This is a genomic window from Streptomyces sp. A5-4 (assembly GCF_051131715.1).
GTDB lineage: Bacteria > Actinomycetota > Actinomycetes > Streptomycetales > Streptomycetaceae > Streptomyces.
The window spans coordinates 1,911,576-1,934,923 of the sequence record NZ_CP178591.1; the positions used below are offsets into that span (position 1 = coordinate 1,911,576).

Annotated in this window: 18 protein-coding genes; 10 read left to right on the plus strand and 8 right to left on the minus strand. The window is 71.2% G+C overall.

The window, feature by feature from the left end; all coding sequences use genetic code 11:
* Window positions 1-51 precede the first annotated feature (51 nt).
* Window positions 52-960 carry a Gfo/Idh/MocA family protein gene (locus ACLLJJ_RS08800; RefSeq protein WP_434588716.1) on the minus strand — a complete coding sequence of 303 codons (909 nt, stop codon included), beginning with the start codon at window positions 958-960 and terminating at the stop codon, window positions 52-54.
* A 369-nt stretch (window positions 961-1,329) separates the two neighbouring features.
* On the opposite strand from ACLLJJ_RS08800, the gene glnII reads away from it, so the two are divergent.
* Both glnII and ACLLJJ_RS08810 read left to right on the plus strand, forming a co-directional pair.
* Window positions 1,330-2,367 (plus strand): glutamine synthetase, encoded by a 1,038-nt coding sequence (gene glnII, locus ACLLJJ_RS08805; protein WP_434588717.1) that lies wholly within the window; start codon window positions 1,330-1,332, stop codon window positions 2,365-2,367.
* 332 nt (window positions 2,368-2,699) lie between these two features.
* Entirely contained in the window at window positions 2,700-3,317 is a 618-nt protein-coding gene (locus ACLLJJ_RS08810) for a winged helix-turn-helix domain-containing protein (RefSeq protein ID WP_434588718.1), read from the plus strand.
* Window positions 3,318-3,388: 71 nt separating this feature from the next.
* On the opposite strand, the gene ACLLJJ_RS08815 is transcribed toward ACLLJJ_RS08810, so the two are convergent.
* Window positions 3,389-4,831: a PepSY-associated TM helix domain-containing protein gene (locus ACLLJJ_RS08815; RefSeq protein ID WP_434588719.1), complete on the minus strand. Its 1,443-nt coding sequence runs from the start codon at window positions 4,829-4,831 to the stop codon at window positions 3,389-3,391.
* Between the two features lie 49 nt (window positions 4,832-4,880).
* A complete protein-coding gene (locus tag ACLLJJ_RS08820) occupies window positions 4,881-5,579 on the minus strand; it encodes a hypothetical protein (protein ID WP_434588720.1) in 699 nt (232 codons plus the stop codon).
* Window positions 5,580-5,788: 209 nt separating this feature from the next.
* On the opposite strand from ACLLJJ_RS08820, the gene ACLLJJ_RS08825 reads away from it, so the two are divergent.
* Both ACLLJJ_RS08825 and ACLLJJ_RS08830 read left to right on the plus strand, forming a co-directional pair.
* Window positions 5,789-7,054: a sensor histidine kinase gene (locus ACLLJJ_RS08825; RefSeq protein ID WP_434600346.1), complete on the plus strand. Its 1,266-nt coding sequence runs from the start codon at window positions 5,789-5,791 to the stop codon at window positions 7,052-7,054.
* A 155-nt stretch (window positions 7,055-7,209) separates the two neighbouring features.
* Window positions 7,210-7,872 (plus strand): LuxR C-terminal-related transcriptional regulator, encoded by a 663-nt coding sequence (locus ACLLJJ_RS08830; protein ID WP_434588721.1) that lies wholly within the window; start codon window positions 7,210-7,212, stop codon window positions 7,870-7,872.
* A 245-nt stretch (window positions 7,873-8,117) separates the two neighbouring features.
* On the opposite strand, the gene ACLLJJ_RS08835 is transcribed toward ACLLJJ_RS08830, so the two are convergent.
* Complete coding sequence (locus tag ACLLJJ_RS08835; protein WP_434588722.1) at window positions 8,118-8,585, minus strand: MarR family winged helix-turn-helix transcriptional regulator; 468 nt, start codon at window positions 8,583-8,585, stop codon at window positions 8,118-8,120.
* A gap of 69 nt (window positions 8,586-8,654) precedes the next feature.
* Between ACLLJJ_RS08835 and ACLLJJ_RS08840 the strand changes: the two genes are divergently transcribed.
* Both ACLLJJ_RS08840 and ACLLJJ_RS08845 read left to right on the plus strand, forming a co-directional pair.
* Window positions 8,655-9,215 carry a carboxymuconolactone decarboxylase family protein gene (locus ACLLJJ_RS08840; protein ID WP_434588723.1) on the plus strand — a complete coding sequence of 187 codons (561 nt, stop codon included), beginning with the start codon at window positions 8,655-8,657 and terminating at the stop codon, window positions 9,213-9,215.
* A 156-nt stretch (window positions 9,216-9,371) separates the two neighbouring features.
* A complete protein-coding gene (locus ACLLJJ_RS08845) occupies window positions 9,372-10,931 on the plus strand; it encodes a DUF1996 domain-containing protein (RefSeq protein WP_434588724.1) in 1,560 nt (519 codons plus the stop codon).
* 75 nt (window positions 10,932-11,006) lie between these two features.
* On the opposite strand, the gene ACLLJJ_RS08850 is transcribed toward ACLLJJ_RS08845, so the two are convergent.
* The gene (locus tag ACLLJJ_RS08850; RefSeq protein WP_434588725.1) at window positions 11,007-11,462 is read right to left on the minus strand and encodes a hypothetical protein; all 456 of its coding nucleotides are present in this window, start codon (window positions 11,460-11,462) and stop codon (window positions 11,007-11,009) included.
* Between the two features lie 213 nt (window positions 11,463-11,675).
* Here ACLLJJ_RS08850 and ACLLJJ_RS08855 point away from each other — a divergent pair, with 213 nt between their 5' ends.
* From ACLLJJ_RS08855 to ACLLJJ_RS08870, 4 genes are all read left to right on the plus strand, one after another.
* Window positions 11,676-13,625, plus strand: a complete 1,950-nt coding sequence (locus tag ACLLJJ_RS08855; RefSeq protein WP_434600347.1) for a hypothetical protein — start codon at window positions 11,676-11,678, stop codon at window positions 13,623-13,625.
* Window positions 13,626-13,882: 257 nt separating this feature from the next.
* Window positions 13,883-14,791, plus strand: coding sequence for a metal-dependent hydrolase (locus ACLLJJ_RS08860; RefSeq protein WP_434588726.1), 909 nt, complete (start codon window positions 13,883-13,885; stop codon window positions 14,789-14,791).
* Between the two features lies 1 nt (window position 14,792).
* Window positions 14,793-15,872 (plus strand): PDR/VanB family oxidoreductase, encoded by a 1,080-nt coding sequence (locus ACLLJJ_RS08865; RefSeq protein ID WP_434588727.1) that lies wholly within the window; start codon window positions 14,793-14,795, stop codon window positions 15,870-15,872.
* A 35-nt stretch (window positions 15,873-15,907) separates the two neighbouring features.
* On the plus strand, window positions 15,908-16,627 hold the full coding sequence (locus tag ACLLJJ_RS08870; protein ID WP_434588728.1) for a TetR/AcrR family transcriptional regulator: 720 nt from the start codon (window positions 15,908-15,910) through the stop codon (window positions 16,625-16,627).
* Here ACLLJJ_RS08870 and ACLLJJ_RS08875 read toward each other — a convergent pair.
* The 3 genes from ACLLJJ_RS08875 to pulA all read right to left on the minus strand — a co-directional run bounded on the left by ACLLJJ_RS08875 (window position 16,606) and on the right by pulA (window position 23,330).
* The gene (locus ACLLJJ_RS08875; RefSeq protein ID WP_434588729.1) at window positions 16,606-17,292 is read right to left on the minus strand and encodes a DUF4230 domain-containing protein; all 687 of its coding nucleotides are present in this window, start codon (window positions 17,290-17,292) and stop codon (window positions 16,606-16,608) included. The genes ACLLJJ_RS08870 and ACLLJJ_RS08875 overlap by 22 nt on opposite strands.
* A 68-nt stretch (window positions 17,293-17,360) precedes the next feature.
* Entirely contained in the window at window positions 17,361-17,711 is a 351-nt protein-coding gene (locus tag ACLLJJ_RS08880) for a 5-carboxymethyl-2-hydroxymuconate Delta-isomerase (protein WP_434588730.1), read from the minus strand.
* Between the two features lie 282 nt (window positions 17,712-17,993).
* On the minus strand, window positions 17,994-23,330 hold the full coding sequence (gene pulA, locus ACLLJJ_RS08885) for a pullulanase-type alpha-1,6-glucosidase (protein ID WP_434588731.1): 5,337 nt from the start codon (window positions 23,328-23,330) through the stop codon (window positions 17,994-17,996).
* Window positions 23,331-23,348: the final 18 nt, after the last annotated feature.

Below are 23,348 nucleotides of genomic sequence, written 5' to 3' on the forward strand. Positions count from 1 at the left end.
CGCGCACCATGGCCCCCGAGGTCGTGAGCGCGGGCGCTGACAACGTCCCGCTCAGCGCCCCAGCTGTGCCTCCGCATCGGCGAGAATTTCCGTGACCCGCAGCCCGAAGTGCACGTCGCACGGGTGCCCGGCCCCGGTGTGCATGCCGCGCAGCAGTGCATCGACGGCCGCGCCGAACGCCCCGACGCTGTCGCCCCAGGCGGGGAGTTCGGCCACGCCGGGCTCGCCCCGCAGTTCGATGCCCGCCCCGCCGGCGCCCAGCGCAGCCGCCGGGGCGCTCAGGCTCAGCGTCGCCGAGCTCGATGCCCCGGACGCGTGCCCCAGGACAAGATGGACGGTGTCTCCGGGCCCCGGCGCCGCGGTCACCGCCGTGACATCGCCGAGCACCGGCAGCAGCACGGACAGCACATGCGGTCCCACGTCCCACAGCGCGCCCTTCTGACCGCGCCACGGCGAGGCGGCGTACGGGCTGTTCGAGTCCGCCGAGAAGAGCGACCCGAGCCACCGGGCGTGCGCGGTGAACCAGCCGTCCAGACCGGCCTGTTCGCCGATCCAGTGCGCCGTGTCCGGGGCGAACCGCAGCGTGAAGAACACCACGCTCGACACCCCCGCCTTGTCCACCGCCTCGGCGACCTCGCGGGCCCCCGCCACCGTCGTCGCGACGGGCTTGTCGAGCAGCACATGGCATCCGGCGGCGGCGGCCCGTATCACCAGCGGCGCCTGTACGTCGGGCGGCAGGGCGACGGCGACCGCGTCGCACGCGGCGAAGAGCGCGTCGACGTCGTCGTACGCCGTGACGCCGTGGGCGACGGCGATTTCACCGGCGGCCTCGGGCCTGCGGCCCCACACCCCCACGAACTCGACGTCCGGGTGGGCGGCCAGTGCGGGCGCCTGGGTGCGGGCCGCCCACGGGCCGGTGCCGAGGAGTCCGATACGCGGTTTGATCAACGATTCGCTCATGCCGGCCAGTCTGCCCGCCCGGGTGTCCGACGTCGAAAACCCGACGGCACGACCCGCCACGGCCGGTGATCGTGTCGGGCGCCGGGGCAACGCGGCACGGGGCCTGAGCCGGCGGGCAGGGCGCCACGCGGAGGGCGCACCCGGGTCGATCCGGCCGGATCCGGACGGCCGGGCGAACCATCGCGGTCCACGGAACCATTTCCGTATACGAAGTGCCCGCGTCCGCCGGGCGCCGGCCGACGCCCGGCGTGACCACATGAACAACGCCTGTAACACGGGGTTCACAGTCGGGCAACGGCCGGGAAATCGCGGGTTGCCAAGCTGCACCCACAAACGTCGGTACCCGTAGCACCCCAAAGGATGGCGTCCGTGACCTTCAAGGCCGAGTACATCTGGATCGACGGCACCGAACCGACCGCCAAGCTTCGCTCGAAGACGAAGATCATGACGGGCTCCGCCGCAGGCGTCGACGACCTGCCCATCTGGGGCTTCGACGGATCCAGCACCAACCAGGCCGTGGGTCACGCGTCCGACCGCGTGCTCAAGCCGGTCTTCGCCTGCCCGGACCCGATCCGCAGCCCCGAAAACGGCGATGTGCTCGTCATGTGCGAGGTCCTGAACATCGACATGACGCCGCACGAGTCCAACACGCGTGCGCTGCTGCGTCCGGTCGCCGAGCAGTTCGCGGGGCAGGAGCCGATCTTCGGCATCGAGCAGGAGTACACCTTCTTCGACGGCGACCGCCCGCTCGGCTTCCCGGTGGGTGGCTTCCCGGCCGCGCAGGGCGGCTACTACTGCGGTGTCGGCTCCGACGAGATCTTCGGGCGCGAGATCGTCGAGAAGCACCTCGACCACTGTCTGACCGCGGGTCTCGCGATCTCCGGCATCAACGCCGAGGTCATGCCCGGTCAGTGGGAGTTCCAGGTCGGCCCGGTGGCGCCGCTGGACGTCGCCGACCAGCTGTGGATCGCCCGCTGGCTGCTGTACCGCACCGCCGAGGACTTCAACGTCTCCGCGACGCTCGACCCGAAGCCGGTGAAGGGCGACTGGAACGGCGCGGGCGCGCACACCAACTTCTCGACGAAGGCGATGCGCGAGGGGTACGACGCGATCATCACCGCCTGTGAGTCGCTGGGCGAGGGCTCGAAGCCGATGGACCACGTCAAGCACTACGGCGCGGGCATCGACGACCGGCTGACCGGGCTGCACGAGACCGCCCCGTGGAACGAGTACAGCTACGGCGTGTCCGACCGCGGCGCATCCGTCCGTATCCCGTGGCAGGTCGGCCAGGACAAGAAGGGCTACATCGAGGACCGGCGCCCCAACGCGAACGTCGACCCGTACGTCGTGACGCGGCTGATCGTCGACACCTGCTGCACCGCTCTGGAGAAGGCGGACCAGCTCTGATCCGGTCCCACAGCACGCAGGGGGCGCCCGCCCGTTCGGCGGGCGCCCCCTCCGTGCGCCCTGTCCCCCACTGTGCGGCCGGGCACCTTCTCTGCTGTGGACGCCGTTCATCTGCTTCAATGGTCCCCATGGCCAGCTTCCAGAACACCGCGACGGGTCGCAGCGACCTCGAGCCCTTCTGGCCCTCCCGTCAGCATCACGACTTCGACCGAGTGTGTTGTCGCGCGACGAACGCGCAGGCCCTCTAAAGCCGCTCAACACCGGCCTTCGGTCCGCGCGCACGACGTAGTACGTCCCTCGACGACTCCTCTGCGCGAAAGAGCTGACCTCTCATGGCGAATCCCCGTACCTTCTCCGCTGCGACCGCCGCCACCGCTCCGTCCGTCAATCAGCGCCTGCCCCGGCCCCCGGTCCCCGCGGGCCGTCACCGGCTGAGGGCGGTCGACCGGGACGAGGTGGTCCGCGCCGACCGGCCCTTCGACGTGGCGGACTTCCTGCCGCCGGGCGCCACTTGGCTGCCGGCGCCGCAGCACACGCTGCCCACCCTGCCGGGCCGGCCGCCGATGATCGGCTACCTGGTGCTCGTACCGGCCGATCAGTACTCCGTCCCCGGTCAGGTCCCCGGCGCCGGGCCGCTTCCCGTCTCCGTCCCGGACGACACCGCTCTCCCCGGGCCCGTGCGGATCGACGGGGTGGACCGCACCGCCGCCGTGGACGGGCAGCCGATGGATCTGACGTACCTCGAATTCGAGCTGCTGGCCCACCTGGTGGCACACCCCCACCGGGTGCACACCCGCGACCAGTTGGTGACCACCGTGTGGGGCTACGGGCATGTGGGCGACGGCCGGACCGTCGACGTGCATGTCGCGCGGCTGCGTCGCAAGCTGGGCGCCGAGCACCGGCACACCATCCAGACGGTGCGCCGGGTCGGCTACAAGTACGCCCCGTAAAGCCCGTACTGCCTGTGCGGCACGAGGAACGGTGAGGCTGTGCGTACGCGTACGCACAGCCTCACCGTGGGTCAGGCCGCGCGGTCCCGGGCCCGGGACACCAGCCCCAGGGTCCCGTCCACGGCCAGGAACACCAGCAGACTGATGCCGAGCAACGGCACGAACCAGCCCGCCAGCGCGGTGATCGCGGTCAGCGGCAGCAGCGCCGTGACCGGCACCGTGCGCCAGGCGCCGCGCGGCATCGGCCGGCCCACGCCGGTCCTGCGCTCCTTGGTCGGCCTGCGCAGCCACCACATCCGGTAGCCCCAGACGATCATCAGGATCAGTGCGAGCGCGAGAGCGGCCAGGGCGAGCTGGTTGGCCAGGCCCAGGAAGACGCCCATGTGGGCGTCGATTCCGAAGCGGGTCAGCTTGGCGAGCATCGGATAGTCGGCGAAGCGCACCTCGTCGATCACCAGGCCGTTGGCCGGGTCGACGGCGACCGAGTCGAGGTGGACGGGGAAGTTGGTGTCCGTCTCCTTGACGACGTAGCCGGTGCCCTCGGTCGGCAGGATCACCGACAGCTGCCCGTCCACGCCCGCCTGGCTCGCCGCCGCCAGCGCGTTGTCGATGCCTACGTCCATCCCCAGCATGCCCTTGTGCTCGCCGCCTCCGCCGTGGCCCTCGTGCTCGCCGCCGGCCCCGCCGCCCTCGGTGAGCGCCGCCGAGACGGCCGGGGTGGCGCCACCGAGCTGGTCCTTGACCGCGCCGATGTTCTCGCCGGCGTACCGCGACCAGGTCAGTCCGGTCGCCGAGAGCAGTACGAGCCCGATCACCGCCCATAGTCCGATCGAGCCGTGCCAGGAGAGGGTCCTGCGCCGTCCGGTCGCGCCGCGCTCGGGCACCAGCAGCCCACGGGCCCCGCCGCGCTGCGAGCGCCTGCGTCCGAGCCACAGCAGCAGGCCGCCCAGCGCGACCACCCACAGCCAGCTGGCGGCGAGCTCGCTGTAGTGGCGGCCGACGTCGCCCAGGTGCAGGTCGCGGTGGAGTTCGTCGAGCCAGGTCCGCAGCGGCAGGGCACCCGAACTTCCGTAACTGGCCAGCTCACCGCGTACCCGCGCGGTGTACGGGTCGACGAAGACGGCGAGCGACTTGCCCTCCTCGACCTCGGGCGTCGTCATCAGCACCCGGGTCGTCGCGCCCTCCTCGGAGGACGGCCAGACCGCGGTCACCGTGCCCTTGGGGTGGGCTTCGCGGGCGGCTTCGAGCTGCTCGCCGACCGGCAGGACGCGCTCGCCGACCGGGGCCTGCAGCTCATGGCTGTAGAGGAACTTCTCCGCCTGGTAGGAGAGCGAGTAGAGCAGCCCGCTGGCGGCGGCGACCAGCAGCAGCGGGGCTATCAGCAGGCCCGCGTAGAAGTGCATGCGCAGGGCGAGGGGGCGCAGCGCGCTCCAGGTGCTCCGGCGTTGCTCGGTCGTCGGCGCGGGGTCGGTGTCCGCCCGCTGTACCGGCTGTACGGGATCGTCGATGGCCATGGGTGTCCTCGGAATCGTCGAAAGGTGGCAGGGGGAAGCGGCCCCCTGGTCACGCGGTCGGACAGACTCGCGGTCGGACGGTGAGGGGTGCGGGGGCCGTGGCGCGGGGTACGGGCGCCCGCGGCGGCCCGCGCCGCGACAGGGTGTGCGCCAGGACGGCTCCTCGGCCGTGGCGGCGGGGCGCGCGCCGCCCCCGAGGCCGTACGGAGCGTGGCAGGCCGGGGACACGGACGACGGCGAGCAGCAGCCGCAGCGGGGTGAAGGCGAGTGTCCCGAGGGCGTACGCGAGACGGAAGAAGGCGGCTTCGCCGCGGGCCAGCCACAGGGCGCAGATCAGCGCCGCGGCGAGGTGGGCGAGGGTCATCGACAGCGAGGAGCCGGGCGACTGGGTGAGCGCCGCGACGGTGGCCCCGTGGTCCATGGCCGCCTGGTCCATCGCCAGTTGGTCCATCGCCGCGTCGTGCGGCGCGGGCCCGGTGTGGTGACCGCCCGAGCCCTGCGCCGTGCCGTAGATCAGGTGCAGTGCTCCCTGCACGGCGAGGAGCCCGCCGCCGATGGTGAGGACTCCGCGCTGCCGGTGGCCGGCGGCCCAGGCGCTGCCCGCGGTGATCGCGAAGGCGACCAGCAGTCCCGGAACCGGAACTTCATGCCTGGATGTGAACGAATGCCCCATTGCCGCCGCCATGACGCACACCGCCGCAAAAAGTGCGGCTCGCAGGGCGCGCATCGGCGACCGGGAGTCCGTCATGGTCCGCACATGCTGCCATCCCCGGACTGCCCGTGGGGCATAGGTGCAGGACACAGCTGTGCCGGTGGTCGTCGGCGCCGCGAAGGCACGGGGCGCGTCCCCCGTTTCCGCCGTTTCGCGGGGTGGATATCCGATGCCCCTGACGGGCCGGAACAACGAGACTGGGGCCGTGCCCGGGGGACGGGCCGCCGATGAGAGGGCAGACCACGATGGACGCGTCAAAAATGCGGGGCTCACTGCTGGCCGGAGCAAGAGGTCTGGCACTGACGCTCATGACGCTCGTCGGCTCGACTGTGCTCTTCGTGTTCACGGTCGTGTCGATCGCGTTGATCGTGATCGGGGTCGGCGTCTTCACCACCCCGGGCGTCCTGACCGCGGTCCGCGCGCACGCCAACAACCGGCGGCTGCTGGCCGCCGAGTGGTCGGGCGTACGGATCCCCGTGCCGTACCGCCCCTTCCCCGCCGACCTGCGCACCGGTGTGACCGGCCGGGTCGAGCGGTGCACCCTGATGTTGAAGGACCCGGCGACCTGGCGGGACCTGTTGTGGCTGCTGGTCGACATGACGGCCGGCTGCGTCACGGCGGTCCTGCCCGGCGCGCTGATCGCGTACGCCGCGCAGAGTGTCGTGCTGGTCGCGGGTCTGTGGCGGGTCTTCGCCGAGGGCGGGCCGTACTGGTACGGGTTCGTTCCTGTCGACAACCGGCCGACCGCCCTGGCCGCCCTCGTTCTGGGTCTGGGGCTCTTCACCGCGGCCATGCGCTACAACCCCGCGCTCCTGCACGCCCACTTCACGCTCGCCAAGTCGCTGCTCGCCCCCACCGAACGCCGGTCGCTCGCGCAGCGCATCGACCACCTCACCGAGACGCGGCACGACGCTGTGGACGCATCGGCCAGTGAGCTGCGGCGCATCGAGCGGGATCTGCACGACGGTGCGCAGGCGCGGCTGGTCGCCATGGGCATGAACCTCTCCACCGTCGAGTCGCTCATCGAGAAGGACCCGGCGCAGGCCAAGAAGCTGATCGCGATGGCCCGCGAGTCCTCGGCCGAGGCCCTGACCGAGCTGCGTGATCTCGTACGCGGTATTCATCCTCCGGTGCTCGCGGAGCGCGGACTGGGCGACGCGGTAAGGGCGTTGGCGCTGCGGCTGCCCATCGAGTCCGAGGTGGCGGTGCGGATGGCGGGGCGGACGGAGGCCCCGGTGGAGTCAGCGGCGTACTTCGCGGTCAGCGAGGTGCTCACCAACGCGGTGAAACATTCCGGGGCCGACCGGGTGCGGGTCGACATCCATCACGCGGACGGCATGCTGCGGCTCTCGGTGGACGACGGCGGGCGGGGCGGGGCCACCGTCGGGGCGGGTTCGGGGCTGAGCGGCATCGAGCGACGGCTCGGGGCGTTCGACGGGGTGCTGGCCGTGAGCAGCCCCGCGGGCGGGCCGACCCGGGTGACGATGGAGATCCCGTGCACGCTGCTCTGAGAGCTGCTCCGGAGGACGACACCCGGCGTGGCCGGTGGGGCTGGAGTGACCGGGGGGCTTTGAGCCGCTGCCGTGCGCGTGCCCGAGTAATGTGACGACATCAGGTCGCGGCTGCCGCCGCCTGCACCGAGCCACCGCGGATATGGAGCCATCCCTTGCGCGTCGTCCTGGCCGAAGATCTCTTCCTGCTCCGCGACGGCCTGGTGCGCATGCTGGAAGCCTTCGACTTCGAGATTCTGGCCGCCGTGGAGACCGGGCCCGAACTGGCCCGCGCACTGGCCGAGTTGGAGCCGGATGTCGCGGTGGTCGACGTCCGGCTGCCGCCGTCCCACACGGACGAGGGACTCCAGTGCGCCCTGGAGGCGCGCCGCGCGCGCCCCGGACTCCCGGTGCTGGTGCTGTCCCAGCACGTGGAGCAGCTGTACGCACGCGAGCTGCTGGCCGACGGCAACGGCGGCATCGGGTACCTGCTCAAGGACCGGGTCTTCGACGCGGAACAGTTCATCGACGCGGTACGGCGGGTGGCGGCCGGCGGCACGGCGATGGATCCTCAGGTGATCTCCCAGCTGCTTTCCCGGCGGGCCCAGGACAAGCCGCTGGGCGGCCTGACCCCCCGGGAGCGCGAGGTCATGGAGCTGATGGCGCAGGGGCGGTCCAACGCGGCCATCGCGGGGCAGCTCTTCGTCACGGAGCGGGCGGTGGCGAAGCACACGTCGAACATCTTCGGGAAGCTCGGGCTTCCGGTCTCCGACGACGACAATCGGCGGGTGCTCGCGGTACTGGCCTACCTGGACACGGGCGGCGGCGTCCAGGGGTAGGGCGCGCCGGGGAGGGACGGCGGCCGGGTGCGGATGCGCGGCGCGGATGCGAGTACCGGGCACAGGTCGCCCGCGGCGCTTTCCCCTACCCACCCCCTCCCGAAACGGGGCAGCCTCCGGGCGTGTCCTCAAACACCGGACGGGCTGAACGAAAGCCCCCGGGCCTCCCCTCCACCCGGTAGCCGCACACGCCTCAGCAGCAGGAGCCGGGTAGGGGCAAGCCCACCGCAGACACCTCTTACGCCTTACGCCCCGCCCAGCCAACCCGCAGCGTCCAGGCGGAAGTTCGTCGGCTTCGCCATCTCGCGCAGGTCCGCTTCGAGCGCGGCCACCCGGTCCGCCCCCAGCTTCTCGGCCCACTCCGCCCGCAGTCGGTCGAAGATCTCGGCCGAGCGCCACAGCACGTCGATGCCACGCGGTGTGAGTTGGACCAGCTTGCGGCGGCCGTCCTGCGGGTCGTCGACGCGCTCGACATAGCCGAGGACCTCCAGCCGCTCGACCGTCTTACCCGCGGCCTGCTTGGAAACGCCAAGACGTCGCCCCACCTCACCCGCCGTCGCGCCGTCGCGGCCGACCGCCTGCAGGGCGAAGCCGTACGCGGGACGGACCTCCGGGTGGCCCTCATCGGCCAGCTGGGTGTGCAACTGGTCGATGAGCGTGCGGAATCCGGCGAACAGGAGCAGCGGCAGCTCATGGCCGTCGCCGTCAGCCATTGCGCAACTCGACAATCTGGTTTACCTTTTCGTCAATCACATTGTCTATTCTACCCGAGAGGGCCACCCTTGCCCGCGACCCGCTTCCCCGACCACACCCCTGAGTCCGCCCCGCCCGCCTCCCGCCACTCCATGGAGGCGACCAGCAGACGTCTGGGCTATCTGCCCGCCCCCGTCGCGCGCCTCGCCACCTCCCCACATCTGCTCGACGGCTTCCTCCGGCTCAGCGCCATGTTCGAGTCGACCACGCTGGACCCGCTCGCCCGCGAGATCGTCATCCTCACGGTCGCGACTCGCAACGGATGTCACGTCTGCGTCGCGATGCACACGGCGAAGCTGACCGCACTGGGCGCGGATCCCGGCCTGATCAAAGCGGCGCGTGCCCAACAGCCGCTGCGCGACGAACGCATCGAAGCCGTAAGGCGATTCACCCTGGAGGTCATCAAGACGGCCGGCGCCGTCGGTGACGCGTCCCTGCGCGCCTTCCTGGAGCACGGCCACACCGAGCAGAACGCGCTGGAGGTAGTCATGGGCATCGGCGTCTACACGATGTCGACTCTGGCCAACCGGATGACCGACGCCCCGCTCGACCCCCAACTCGCCCCTTTCGCCTGGGCGGAGCAGCACTGATCCGGGTACCCACGCATCCGCCCCATTCGCGCATGGAGATTTCTACGAATTCAGAAGAGGTTTGAACACCCCGAGAACGGCATCCGTATGGGACGGAGCGCTTCTCCCCCTGCCGGGACCCCCTTCCACCCACCGGCATCGAAGCAGAGGAGTTCCATGCGACGCGCAACGAGAAAACGTTCCAAACTGGCGAACAGGGCGATTGCCGCCTCGGCCGCTTTGATTCTGGGCGGGGGTGGACTGCTTGCGGCCAACGTCTATGCCTCCGCAGGAGAAGGACACTCCGGCTGGAATTCCGGCCAATCGCGCCAATCCGGTCAGATCAAGAACGCCGCCCAGCAAATGTCGACCATCGACTGTCCGGAGGTGGTGAACGGGCTGCCCAAGGTGCCCCGTTCGGTCCGCCGGGAGGTCGACCGGGAGCTTGCTGCCATCGATTCCCAGATCACGGACGCGTACAAGAAGTTCGCCGATTCGAGGCAGCAGATCGCCCAGGATCCGAACTACGTACAGAACACCGTGCTCGGGCCGCTGAAGAGCAAGCGGGTGGCCTCCATCCAGCGGATCGCCACCACGCTCGACCGCAAGAAGGTCCGCCCCCAAGACCTCGAAGGGCTCGCTCCGTGCTCGATGCGCGCCGATGACAACGCGCCGAAGGGCGACGGAAACCAGGGCGATGGTCAGAACGGTGGCCAGAACAACGGCGATCAGAACGACGGCGGCCAGGGCGACGGTCAGAACGGCGGTCAGAACGGCGGCCAGGGCAACGGCGACAACGCTGGTCAGGGCGATGGCGGCCAGGGCAACGGCGGTAATGGCGGGCAGGCCGGCAACGGCCCCAACGACGGTGACTTCGTCGACATCCAGTCCGTCCAGCCGAACGTCCAGTCACCCCAGCAGCAGGGCGGCGCCTCGGACGGTGAATTCAGCACCGATTGCGGCGTGAACGAAAACAAGAAGCTCAATTCGGACAACGTCATCGCTGCCCCCGGTGTGAGCAACGGCGCGCACCACATGCACGATTACGTGGGCAATCAGGCCAACGACGCCTTCGCCAGCGACGACGACTTCGCCAACGGCGACACGACGTGCCAGAACCAGGGCGACAAGTCGACGTACTACTGGCCCGTGCTGCGGCTGCAGAACGGCCAGCAGGAGGCCGACGCGAACGTCGACGGCGGCGGCAAGGACAGCAACGTCGGCGAAATCCAGCAGCCTTCCGAGGTCGAGCTGAAATTCGTCGGAAGCCCGGCCGGCCAGGTCACCGCGATGCCCCGCTTCTTGCGCATCATCACCGGTGACGCCAAGGCGTTCACCAACGGTGACGCCAACGCCAACGCCTCCTGGAGCTGCACCGGGTTCGAGGACAGGCAGCTGAAGGACAAGTACCCGATCTGCCCCGACGGCAGCCAGGTCGTCCGTACCTTCAACTTCCAGAGCTGCTGGGACGGGCAGAACACCGACAGCGCCAACCACCGCACCCATGTGGCGTTCGCGGACGACAACGGCGCCTGCGCCAATGGCTTCCAGGCCATTCCGCAGCTGACCCAGCGGATCGTGTACGACGTCCCGCCGGGCCCCGGCTTCGCGGTCGACTCCTTCCCGGAGCAGCTGCACAAGCCGGGCACCGACCACGGTGACTTCATCAACGTCTTCGACGAGGGCCTGATGGACGAGGTGGTCTCCTGCATCAACGAGGGCCGGCAGTGCAACTAGCGCGCACCAGCCGAGAAACCTGACGAACGGCCCCGGGGTCGAAGCCCGGGGCCGTTGGTCCCTCAACCTGCGCGGTCAGCTCCCGTGGTGTTCCGAGTGGTCCTCCTTGTTCCCCCCACCACCACCGTCACCGGAGTGGTGCGAGGAGGTCTCCACATCCCCACCGAGCTGGCCGCGCAGCGCCGTGACCACCTTCTGGTCGCCCACCGCGACCCATTTCCTGCCGACCAGGTAGTTGCCGCCGTAGTTCTTGGCCTCGTTGATCCATTCGCGCTGTCCGCGATCGGTGTCGAAAGTGGCCAGCACGTAACGGCCGTCGCCGGTCTTGCAGTTGGCCTGGCGCAGCTCCTCCGCATCCGTCTGGATGTTGGGCTTGCACTCCACCTTTTCGGCCAGCTGTTCCAGGCTGCCGCCGGCTGTCTCGGGCACGGGCTCACCGCCGTCGTCACCCGAGCCGCAGCCCGTGACGACTAGGGCCAGGACGGCCAGGGCGGAGGCGGCAACTGGGGCACGTCGGGCTTGATTGCGCATCCCCCCATCGTGCCGTCTTCGGCCATTCGGTGGGGCGCGAAGTGCTACATCCCACGCCCGCCGCCGCGCCCCCGCCCGTAGTCCGTACGCAGTGACCGGCGGCCGGCCGGTCGGGCCATCGCGGGCGACTGAATCCCCGCGCGGCCGGGGCGGGTTCGGGAGCCGGCGGGCCTCGCGAGGTGACCATCCGACGATTCGCTCGTTCTGTTGAACGTGCGCCCACAGGATGTCATCAACCGCCCTGCTTCCGAGCCCATCGATGTCGAGCAGGCCGAGGCCGCGCTCGTCGAACACTATCCGCGGCTCGTGCGGCTGGCGTATCTGGTGCTGCCGCCGCACCTGGGCCGCAACCGCCGGGTGCTGACCGCGCACGCGCTCGCGCAGCGCTCACTGCCGCGCGGCCGGACCCCGGGCTCCGCCGCCGTCCCGCCACCGCGTCGCCGCGAGGGGGCCCCGGCCGATCCGGGGTACGCGTATCTGCGTCGACAGGTGCTGCGCCAGGCCCTGGAGGCCGGGCTGCCACTGCGCCGCAGGGCCTGGCCCAAGCGGTCCCAGCTGCCGCCACTGCTGCCGCAGGTGTGGGGGCTGCGGCTGTTCCCGCGCTCCGGCGGAGCCGATGAACTGGCCCTGGACCAACGGCTTTCCGCGCTCACCGGCCCCGGCCGCGCCGCGTACGTACTGCGGGGCCTTGATCGGCTGCCCGACCCTGAGGTGACACGGACCCTCACCGCCGCCGGGGTCGCCGATCCGGACGCGGCGCTCACTGAGGCGGACGGCGTCGACGCCGCCGACAAGGCGGGCGCCGAGAGCGCGGCGGCGCTGCTGAAGTCCTCCGAGTTCGACCCGTGTTCCCTGCAGGCCAGGCCGACCGACCTGATGCGGCGCAGGCAGCACGCGAAGGCCGCGTTCGCCGCGACGGCGGCCGTCGTGGTGTGCGGCGCGCTGCTGGGGCTGCCGGGCGAGGGCTGGGGGCCGGACGGCGCCGCCGCGCCTGCCTACGCCCGTAATCCGGCGGCCGAGCGAGCCCTGGATCCGGCGAAGACCGTCCGGGTCGCCCCCGCCCTGTGGAAGCAGTCGTCCCGCAGCGACTTCTCCGTGTGGCCCACCCGTGGCAACCGGGCCGACGACCGCGCCCTGCTGCGCCGCGCCCTCGCCGTCTGGGCGAGACCGGGCCCCTCCGTGCAGGCGTCCGCGACCCCCGGCACCCCGGTCGGGCCGCCGATGGGGGCGCCCCAGCTGCTCTTCGCGGGCGATGTCGACAAGGTGCGGGTCGTGCTGCTGTACGACGGCCTGCGCATCGTCCGGTACGCCGAGCCCCGGGCCTCCACGACGGGCGCGGCGATCGACTTCGCGCGCGTCGACAGCGCGGACGCCGCCGCCGCGAACGCCCTGGTGGTCGGCCGCACCGACGGCAACGTCCGGTACCTGACGGCGCCCTGGGTGCGCAAGGCGTCCGTACGGGACCTGCTCGTCCCGGCCGGGAACCCGGTGGCGCTGGCGCGTACCCCGGACGGCGTGACCGACCCGGTGCTCAGCCCCGCGCAGGCGCGCGACTGCCGGTCCTGGGACGCCCTGGAGCTGCGGGACGACGTGGGGGCGCGGCTGATGACCGACCTCGGCGAGCTGACCCCGGCCCGGCTGACGTCCGGCCCGCCGTCGGCGCCGCGCGATGTGTCGGGGCCCGTCGAGCGGACGCGCTGGGCCCGCACGGCCTGTCTGCTGCCGACGGTGCGGTCGCACGGCGTGCGCAGCGTGAACTCCTGGGCGTTCGCCGAGCAGACGCTGCCCGAGGGGAACGGCAGGGCGAGCTGGCTCTGCACCCGGGCGGAGACCTGGCGGGGGCCGGGCAGCCGGGTCCTGGCGCAGTTCCAGGCGCCGTCCGCGAAGCCGGAGGCGTCGGGTGCGGTCGCCGCGCGCGCCGAGCACTCACCGGCGTGCGGTCCACGGGATCCGCGGGTCCTCGCGGGTGTGCTGTGGAAGTCGCGGGGCGGCAACTGGTACGTCCTGGCGGCCGGCAGCGAGCAGTTCGCCTCGATCACCACCTCGGGCGGGGTGGAGGGCACGGGCCGGGGCAATCTGCTGGCGGTGCGGGCGGACGCGGGGGCGGAGGCGGAGCTGGACGGGCGGCTGGCCGACGGGACGCGGGTGGGGGCGTTGCGGTAGGCGGGGCCCGCGGCAGGTGGGGCCTGCGACGGGTGGAGTCCTGCGGGGCGATCTCCTGCCCGCCCCTGCCCGCCCCCGCCCGCCGCCGTGCTGCGGCTGCCGCCACGTTGCGGGACTCCGCCCCGGACTTCGCCCCGGACTTCGGCCCGCCGACGCCGGACAGGCCGAAAACCCGCAGGGTCCGGAAAGCTCGGACGCTCCAGAAATGCCGTGCACAGACCTGTTGCCAACCACCTACCCGTCAGTACATTGACGCCATGTCTAATACGCAGGGGCCGGCCCGGGTCGTTTCGGAGTGGGCTCCCCTCAAGGCCCGCAACGTCTCCTTCGACTGGGACGCCACCCCGCTCCACTGGCTCCCCGGCGATCCGGCCACCACCCACACCATCAACGTGCTGCACCTGCTTCTCCCGGCGGGCGAGCGCTGGTTCGTGCACGTCTACCAGCAGGTGCTGCCGTACATCCGCGACGAGCGGCTGCGCGAGGACGTCATCGGATTCATCGGCCAGGAGGCCATGCACTCCCAGGCCCACGACGACGTACTGCCGCATCTGAAGAAGCAGGGCCTCGACCCGACGCCGTACACCGCGCAGGTCGACTGGCTCTTCGAGAAGCTGCTGGGCGATCGCACGCTGCCGCCGGGCAAGGCGCGCGAGTGGTGGCTGATGGAGCGGATCGCGACCATCGCGGCGATCGAGCACTACACCGCGTTCCTCGGCGACTGGGTGCTCAACGCCGACGAGCTGGACCGGCGCGGCGCCGATCCGACCATGCTCGATCTGCTGCGCTGGCACGGCGCGGAGGAGGTCGAGCACCGGTCCGTCGCCTTCGAGCTGTTCATGCATGTCGACGGCGGCTACCGGCGGCGGGCCAGGACCTGGGCGACCGCGTTCACCGCACTGGCCTTCCTGTGGCAGCGCGGCATGCGGTTCTTCATGGCGAACGATCCGACGCTCCTCGACGGGAAGGCCACTCTCCGGGACTTCCTGCGCGGCGGACGCCAGGGAGTGCTGCCGACCACCGGCGCGGTGATCCGGTCCGTGCCGCGCTATCTCAGTCGTACGTACCACCCCTCCCAGGAGGGCAGCACCGCCCAGGCCGTGGCGTACCTCGCGAGCTCCCCCGCCGCGACCGCCGCCGAGACGACCGCCCCCGGAGGCTCCTGACATGCCCCGTGTCCGCACGCTCGTTGTCGCCACCGGCGTCGCACTGCTCGCCCGGCGCGCCCTGCGCCGCCGCATAGGCCGCTCGCCGCTGTGGCCGCTGCCCGCCCTGGAAACCCCGGTGTCGGGCGCCCGCGCCACCCCCGCCCGGCGGCCCTCCACCGTGCGGCTGCTGGTCGCCGGGCGCAGCGAACCGGCCGAAGGCGTGGTGGAGTTGCAGCTGGAGGCGCTCGACACGGGCGACCTGCCCGCCTGGCAGCCCGGTGCGCACGTCGACCTGGTGCTGCCGTCCGGCCAGGTGCGCCAGTACTCGCTGTGCGGCGACCCCGCCGACCGCAGTACGTACACCCTCGCGACGCGCCTCATCGCGGACGGCAGGGGCGGCTCGAGGGAGGTCCACGAGCAGATCCACGAGGGCACGGAGCTCGAAGTCCGCGGCCCGCGCAACCGGTTCCCGCTGATCCCGGCCCCCGCCTACGTCTTCGTCGCGGGCGGCATCGGCATCACCCCCGTCCTGCCGATGCTGCGGGCCGCGGAGGCGGCGGGCGCCGAGTGGCGGCTGCTGTACGGGGGCCGCAGCCGCGCCTCGATGCCCTACCTCGAAGAGATCGAGAAGCTGGCGGGCCCCGGGCGCGCCGTGGTGGTGGCCGAGGACGAGGACGGCCTGCCCGACCTGCCGGAGTTCCTCGCGGGCGCCCCGCGGGCCGCCGCGGTCTACTGCTGCGGCCCCGAGCCCCTGATGGCCGCGGTCACCGCCTGCCTCCCGGAGGGCGCCACCCCGCACCTGGAGCGCTTCGCACCCGGCACGGCCGCGGGCGCGGGCGGCACCTTCGAGCTCGAACTGCGCCGCAGCGGTCGCACGCTGAGCGTCGCGCCCGGCACCACGGTGCTCGCCGCGGTCCGCGCGGAGCTGCCAGACGTCTCGTACTCCTGCGAGCAGGGTTTCTGCGGCACCTGCCAACAGCGCGTCCTGGAGGGCGAGATCGATCATCGTGACGAGTTGCTGACCGACGCGGAGCGCGACGACTCGATGCTGATCTGCGTCTCGCGGGCCCGCGGCGAGCGGCTGGTTCTCGATCTGTAGGAGGCAGCCGCGACACCGGCGGTTACGCTGTTCGTATGACGACCGGGGTACGCCGCAGGATGGGCGTCGAGGAGCGCAGGCAGCAGCTGATCAGCGTCGCGCTGGAGCTGTTCAGCCACCGCTCGCCCGACGAGGTGTCGATCGACGAGATAGCCGCCGCCGCGGGCATTTCGCGTCCGCTGGTCTATCACTACTTCCCCGGCAAGCAGAGCCTGTACGAGGCGGCGCTGCGGCGGGCCGCCGACGAGCTGGCCACGCGGTTCGTCGAACCGCGCGATGGGCCCCTCGGGGCGCGGCTGCTGCGGGTCATGGGGCGGTTCTTCGACTTCGTCGACGAGCACGGTCCGGGCTTCTCCGCCCTGATGCGCGGCGGCCCGGCCGTCGGCTCCTCCACGACCAACGCGATGATCGACGAGGTGCGGCAGGCCGCGTACGAGCAGATCCTCTCGCACCTCGACGTCACTGAGCCGCCGGCCCGTCTCGCGATGGTCGTGCGGTCCTGGGTGTCGCTCGCCGAGTCGACGGCGCTGATCTGGCTGGACGGGCGGCGGATTCCGCGCGGTGAGCTGGAGTTGCAGCTGGTGCACGACTTCGCGGCGCTGGCCGCGGTGAGCGCCGCCTACAACGACGAGATGGCCGGGATCGTGCTGGGGATCTTCGTGGACGAGCCGGCCGACGGCCCTTTCGGGGATCTCGCCGCCCGGCTCCTCGCTCTCGCGCCGCAGGTGCCCGCTCAGCGCTTGGCGTCGCCGTAGAGGACGGTGACGTCCTTGAAGCCGAGCGAGTGCAGCAGGCCCTGGAGCATGCTGGTGGTGTTCTTCTCCGCGCGGCCGGTCAGTTCGCTGTCCTTGGCGGCCTCGCCGATGTGCTGGGCGGCGAGACGGTTCACGGCGCGCTCGTCGGCGGGGTTGTCGGAGAAGAAGTCGCCGAGCCGGTCCAGCAGCCCACGCTGCTTGGACACGGCGTACGAACGCTCCGCGTCCATCGCGGGCTTGCCGAGCCGCGCGTGCGGCAGCCGCAGTGTCGCCTCGGTGCGCTCCTTGTTGACGGTGACCTGCTTGTCGCCGACCTTGCCGAGGTCGACGTACGCGCCGACCGTGCCCGCGCCGACGTACAGCGTCCGTGACCCGCGGACCGAGTCGGGGAGGAACTTGGCGTCCTTCTCCAGGTCGACGACGACCTGGAAGTTGCCGGACGTCGCCTCGTAGCGGCTCATGTCCTGGATGGACTTCAGGAGGGTGGGCCCGGTCCGGTCGTGCGTCTCCTCGCCGAAGATGTCGTCCAGTCCCGGCAGCAGGCTGAACCTGATGCCGAGAAGAACCAGCGCCACCAGCAGCGCGATCACCCCGGGCACTTTGATCCACCACGGGATGCGGGCGCGCGGCCGGTCCTGCTTCACCTGCTGGTCGGTGAGAGTCATGCGATACGGATTCCCCCGGGCCGCGCGCTTACGCGTTCGGGCCACTCGGGGCTTGCCCCCGGGACGGCTCAGCGCTTGCGGTAGGACGCCTCCAGGTCGCGTACCTCGACGGAGGTGTGCAGCTCCACGCCGTCGGCGGGCTTGACGTACTGGCCCACCAGGTCGAGCACGGCCGCGGAGAGTTCCGCCTTCACCTCGGCCGTCCGGCCGGGCAGCAACGCGATCCCGATGTGCAGGACGGCCCGGCCGGTGGCCGTGTCGCCCACCACGGTCTCCTCGATCCGGCGGAACCGGGTCTTGCAGGAAGCCAGTTGGGTGTTCACGGTGGCGACGACGAGCGGGTGCAGAACGAGGGCGAAGCCGCGGCGGTCGAAGGTGTCGTCCAGCGGCTCGGAATAATCGACGGTGATCTGCGGCATGGGCACACTCCAGGTCGGGGGGCTGTCCGCTCACCCTTACGGTGATCCGGATGACGGCGCAAGTGGTCGTTCCGCCGTACGTCGCGCGGCCCACTGGAGCGGCGCCGCCACGGCCGGGCCGGGGCCCGCCGTACTGCCGCTCGCCGCCCATGCGCGGCCGGCCGCCGCCCCCGGAGACGAAGGCGGCGGCCGGCACGGTGGTGTCCGGCGTGGCGCTCAGCCCCCCCCCCCCTTCGGGCCGCGCCGCTGCTGCGGTCAGCCCGACGCGGTGGCGGACACCCCCTAAGGGCGGGAGAAGACCGCGACCGTACGGTCCGGAACGGTGAACGTGCCCGAACTCCGGTTGTACGTAGCCCCCTTGACGGCCTCGTCCGCGCCCCGCGCCTGGACCGGATGCAGTCCGTACGCCGCGCCCGCGAGCGTGTCGATCTTCTGGGTGCGTACCTCCGGTGTCGCGTTGAAGACCACGACCAGGTCCCCGACGCGCATGGTGATGACGCCGGGTGTCTCGTCCTTGCCGGACAGCGGGAAGGCGAGTGCGGACTGCACCTGGTCCGTCGAGGTGTGGCTGAAGGCCTTCTCCGTCGTCCGGATCCTGAGCAGGTCGCGGTAGGCGGCGGACGCGCCGTCGATCTCCGGGCAGCCGGGGGTCAGGCCCGGCGCCGTCAACAGGGGCTTGGCGAAAGGCCACTTGGTCTTGTTGTCGGCGGCCGGGGGCAGCCCGCGCCCGAAGCCGTTGCCGTCGCGGCAGTCCCAGTGGATCGCGTTGAACCAGTCGCCGCTGTCGTAGGAGTTGCGGTCGAGGGACTTCGAACGCAGCAGGTCGGTGCCGGACTGGGAGAGCGCCGGGCCCTGCGAGAGGGCCGCGGTGGCCATCGCGAGGACCTGCATACGGGCCCGTTCGGCGGCCGGCGTCTTCGCGGGCAGCTTGAACGCGAGGGCGTCGTACAGCGTCTCGTTGTCATGGGCGTCGGCGTACGCGAGGGCGTCGCCGGGGGCCGCCGCGTACCCGGCGGGGGCTCCGTTGTAGTCGACGTCGGAGCCCTTGACCGTGCGGCCCGCGCTGTCGGTGAAGGTGTACGCGGCGAGGTTGCCGGTCAGGCCGACCTTGATGAGGTCCTGGTAGTGCAGCAGCCTGGCCTTCTGTACGGCCTCGGTGCCGTTGGCGGGTGACGCGTTGGGGTCGGTGTAGAGGCCGGAGGCGAAGCCCTGCACGCCCGGGTCCTCGTCGAAGGGGCCGCCGCCGCGCACCGCGTCGCGCGCGCGGTCGGAGAAGGTGGCGATGCCGGTACCCGCCATGTTCTTCTGACTGGCCTGCTCGAAGCGGGCGTCGTCGGCGATCTCCCCGAAGTTCCAGCCCTCCCCGTACAGGATGATCTTCTTGCCGTCGACGCCGTCGCGCTCCGGCGTCAGCGCGTCGAGCGCCTTGCGGACGGCGAGGATGTTCGCCTTCGGGTGGTGGCCCATGAGGTCGAAGCGGAAGCCGTCGACCTTGTATTCGCGGGCCCAGGTGACGATCGAGTCGACCACCAGTTTGCCCATCATGGCGTTCTCGGGCGCGGTGTTCGCGCAGCAGGTGGAAGTGGCCACGGTGCCGTCGGCGAGCAGCCGCTGGTAGTAGCCGGGAACGATTTTGTCGAGGACCGACTTGTCGGCCTGTCCCGACGCCACGGTGTGGTTGTAGACGACGTCCATGACGGTGCGCAGCCCGGAGCCGTTGATGCCCTGGACCATCTGCCGGAACTCGACAGTGCGCCGGGTCCCTTCGGGGTCACTGGCGTACGAGCCCTCGGGGACGGTGTAGTGCAGCGGGTCGTAGCCCCAGTTGTAGGCATCCTTCGCGGCGGTCTTCGTGACGCATGCCTGCTGCTCCTCGGAGTCGGGGGCGTAGCGGGACAGGTCGCAGGCGGGCCGCTGCTGGTCGTCCTTCTTCTCGGGGACGGTGCCGATGTCGAACACGGGCAGCAGGTGGACGTACGACGTACCGGAATCGGCCAGTTCGCCGAGGTGCTTCATGCCCTTCGAGCCGCGGTCGGTGAAGGCCAGGTACTCACCCGGGTGGCGGGCGCTGCTGTCGGCTACGGAGAAGTCCCGGACGTGCAACTCCTGGATCTGGGCGTCGCGCAGGGGCGTGGCCGCCGGTTTCTTCAGCGTGGACCAGCCCTTGGGGGCGAACTTCGGGTCGGTGAGGTCGACGACCAGGGAGCGCGCCGAGTCGGTGGTGAGCGCGGTCGAGTAGGGGTCGGTGACCTTGTTGGTGACGACCTTCTGGACGCTGGGCGCCCAGACCTTCACGACGTAGCGGTACGGCTTGCCCGCCCAGCTCCTGCGGCCGGTGACGGACCAGGTGCCGGACGCGTCGTCGCGCTTCATCCCGATGGTTCTGCCGTCGAGTTCCAGGGCGACGGAGTGCGCGGTGGGGGCCCAGACGGAGAGGGTGGGCCTGCCCTTGCGGTCGAAGACCGGGCCGAGGGAGGCCTTGGTCGCGGAGGCGCTGTAGGTGGCGTCGATCACGCCCTGGGTCTGGACGCCGGTGGCGGACAGGAGTGCGCCGTTCGCGGCGCGCTGGGTGGCGATCAGCTGGCCGCGCAGTGATTCGCGGACCCGGTCACGGTCGCGGGGGTCGACGGTGAACGCCGGATAGTCCTTGAGGTGCGGATACTTGGCCTGCTGCGCGTCGGTGAGCGCGGCCGGGCCGAGCCGCAGCCACTGCCCCTCGTCCGAGAGCGCGCCGTCGACGATCGTGATGCCGCCGTCGGGGGCGTACACCAGCTGCTGGCTGGTGGCTTCGGTGGCCTTGACCTTCCAGACGACGGTGTCGCTGTCGATCCACTGGGCCTCGGCCTTGCCCAGGTCCAGTGCCGGGGCAGCGCCGGTCTGCGGCAGCAGGTACTTGGGCTGCCCGGCGAGCATCCAGGCCTCGTGGCCGTATGTCGCCAGGTCCAGCGACCGGTCGGTGGGCAGGTCCTTCTCGTCGCCCTTGTGCAGGATGTAGCTGAGGCTGCTCGCGCCGGCGGCGAGCGGCACCTCGTAGGTCACGCCGTACGCGTCCTTCTTCACCGGCATGAGCGGCTTCGCCCAGTCGGTGGGGTCCTTGGCGCCGGCCCAGGTGTGCAGACCCCAGCCCCCGTAGTCGCCGTCGGCGCGCTGGTAGTGCAGGACGGCCTTGGTCTTGTCCTGCGGCGGGCGGGCGCCGTCCGGGGCCTTGTCGGCCTGTCCGTCCTTGCCCTGCTCGATCCAGACCTCGCCGGTGGCGCCGAGGTCGACGGTGCGTGGCGGGCCGTCCGCGGCGCCGCTCTTCTCGACGGTGTACGGGAAGGACGTGGCGCCCTCGGGGAGCTTGATCCAGGCGAACGCGCCGTACGCGTCACGGCCGGTGAAGGTGCCGCTCCTGTCGCCGGACTTCAGCTGCCAACCGTCGTAGTCGCCGTCGGCACGCTTGTAGTGGACGACCGCGTGGTCGCGCTCGACCGCGGTGGGCCGCTCGGGCGCGGGTGCGGCGCCCGCCGTCGTCGAGGCGAGCGCGCTCGCGGTGCGTCCCCTGCTGTCCACCACAACTGCCTTGTACCGCAGAGCAGTTCCAGCACGCACCTCGCGGCCCAGGAACTGGGTGACCTTGTACGGTGCGTGGTCGGCGGAGCCGAGTGTGCGCCACTTGCCGTTGCCCACCTGGGCGGCGAGGACGACACGGTTGAGCTGCCCGCCACCGGTGTCCGCGGAGATCTCGACGGTGCCGGCGGCGCCGGCCTCGGGGGCCTTGAGCGTGACGGTGGGGGCGGCGGCCGGCGGGACCAGTGGCCGGTCCGCGCGCAGGACGACGCTGGACAGGGCGGGCACGGTGATGCGGACCGTGCGGTCCGCGGCGCTGCGCACGGCGACGGAACCGCCGTACAGCGTACGGAAGTTCATGCCCGTGGACGCGGTGGGCACCGAGACCGTTCGGGCCGCCGCCCCGTTGTTCGTGGCGACCAGGTACTCCTGCTTGCGCTTGGCGTCCGTACGCGAGAAGGCGTACACGGAACCCTGCGCGTAACGCTCCTCCTGTACGCCGTCGCGCAGCGCGGGGTGGTCCTTGGTGAGCTTGGAGAGTGCGGCGATCGACCGGTAGACGGGGTGCGTGGTGTCGTAGGCGTCGCTCGCGTGCGTGCGGTCCGTGCCGAGCTGGTCGTCGTCGAGGTAGTCGGCGGTCTTCGACGCGAACATCGTCTGGCGCGCGTCCTTGTCGCCGCCCGCGCCCGTGAAGCCCTGCTCGTCGCCGTAGTAGACGACGGGGTTGCCACGGGCGAGGAACATCAGCTCGTTGGCGAGCCGGGCCCGCTTCAGCAACTCGGCGTCGTCGGCCTCCGGGTTGTCCTGCTTGAGGAAGGTGCCGATGCGGCCCATGTCGTGATTGCCGGTGAAGGACACCTGCTCGTAGGCGTTGGCCCGGTCGGAGGTGTAGCGGTAGTCGGCGCCGAAGACCGATGCCAGTCTCCCGGCCGCCGCGCCCTGGGACGCGTACGCGCGCGTCGCGTCCTGGAGCGGGAAGTCGAGCGTCGAGTCGAGGCGGCCCCGGGTGACGTACGGGGAGGTGACGGCCGGATCGGCCGAGTAGACCTCGCCGAACATGAAGAAGTCGTCCCGGCCGCGCTTCTCGGCGTAGCTGTCGAGGGCGGTCGCCCACTCGGTCCAGAAGCCCAGGTCGACGTGTTTGACGGTGTCGATGCGGAAACCGTCGATGTCGAAGTCGCGGACCCACTTCTGGTAGATCTCCGCCATGCCGCGCACGACCTCGGGGCGTTCGGTCCACAGGTCGTCGAGGCCGGAGAAGTCGCCGTACTCGGAGCTCTCGCCCGCGAAGGTCGAGTCGCCCCGATTGTGGTACATCGTCGGGTCGTTGAGCCAGGCCGGGACCTTCTCGTTCCGCGCGGCGGGCGTGGTCGTCGGCGTGTACGGGAAGGAGTCGCCGTCGGTCCTCGCGACGCCCTCGCGGTCGTCGAAGGGCCGCCCGGACCTGTCCAGGTACGGGTAGGCACCCTTGGGCCGGTAGCCGTACTTCTTCTCGGCGTAGTCGACGGTGTCCGCGGTGTGGTTGGTGATGACGTCGAAGAAGACCTTCATGCCCTTGGCGTGGGCCTTGTCGATCAGCTTCTCCAAGTCGGCGTTGGTGCCGAAGTGCGGGTCGACCTGGGTGAAGTCGGTGATCCAGTAGCCGTGGTAGCCGGCCGAGGCGTTCTGCCCCTCGCCCTGCACGGGCTTGTTCTTGAAGATCGGCGCCATCCAGATGGAGGTGGTGCCGAGTTCCTTGATGTAGTCCAGCTCGCCGGTGAGGCCCTTGAGGTCACCGCCCTGGTAGAAGCCCTTGTCGGACGGGTCGAAGCCGGTCTTCAGGCGTGACCCGGTGAGCCCGCCCCTGTCGTTGGCCGTGTCACCGTTCGCGAACCGGTCGGGCAGGACGAAGTAGAACTGCTCGCGGTTCAGATCGTGCCGGGCGGGCTCCGCGGCGAGTTTCGCGTCGGACGGCGGGGCGGGCGGCGGCTTCGGCCTGGCGGCCGCGGCCGGGACGGCGGGCGCGAGCGCGGCGCACAGGGCCACGCTCACGACACCGATGGCCGCTCTTCGCAGGGGCGGGCGTATCACTGGAATTCCCTTCAGGGG

Bases quoted from the DNA above. Each gene is read 5' to 3' on its own strand.
- ACLLJJ_RS08870 (WP_434588728.1), top strand. From the start codon at position 15,908: ATGACGACCGGGGTACGCCGCAGGATGGGCGTCGAGGAGCGCAGGCAG.
- ACLLJJ_RS08860 (WP_434588726.1), top strand. From the start codon at position 13,883: ATGTCTAATACGCAGGGGCCGGCCCGGGTCGTTTCGGAGTGGGCTCCC.
- ACLLJJ_RS08875 (WP_434588729.1), bottom strand. From the start codon at position 17,292: ATGACTCTCACCGACCAGCAGGTGAAGCAGGACCGGCCGCGCGCCCGC.
- ACLLJJ_RS08880 (WP_434588730.1), bottom strand. From the start codon at position 17,711: ATGCCGCAGATCACCGTCGATTATTCCGAGCCGCTGGACGACACCTTC.
- ACLLJJ_RS08835 (WP_434588722.1), bottom strand. From the start codon at position 8,585: ATGGCTGACGGCGACGGCCATGAGCTGCCGCTGCTCCTGTTCGCCGGA.
- ACLLJJ_RS08865 (WP_434588727.1), top strand. From the start codon at position 14,793: ATGCCCCGTGTCCGCACGCTCGTTGTCGCCACCGGCGTCGCACTGCTC.
- ACLLJJ_RS08815 (WP_434588719.1), bottom strand. From the start codon at position 4,831: ATGGCCATCGACGATCCCGTACAGCCGGTACAGCGGGCGGACACCGAC.
- ACLLJJ_RS08810 (WP_434588718.1), top strand. From the start codon at position 2,700: ATGGCGAATCCCCGTACCTTCTCCGCTGCGACCGCCGCCACCGCTCCG.
- ACLLJJ_RS08820 (WP_434588720.1), bottom strand. From the start codon at position 5,579: ATGACGGACTCCCGGTCGCCGATGCGCGCCCTGCGAGCCGCACTTTTT.
- ACLLJJ_RS08845 (WP_434588724.1), top strand. From the start codon at position 9,372: ATGCGACGCGCAACGAGAAAACGTTCCAAACTGGCGAACAGGGCGATT.
- ACLLJJ_RS08850 (WP_434588725.1), bottom strand. From the start codon at position 11,462: ATGCGCAATCAAGCCCGACGTGCCCCAGTTGCCGCCTCCGCCCTGGCC.
- ACLLJJ_RS08825 (WP_434600346.1), top strand. From the start codon at position 5,789: ATGGACGCGTCAAAAATGCGGGGCTCACTGCTGGCCGGAGCAAGAGGT.
- ACLLJJ_RS08800 (WP_434588716.1), bottom strand. From the start codon at position 960: ATGAGCGAATCGTTGATCAAACCGCGTATCGGACTCCTCGGCACCGGC.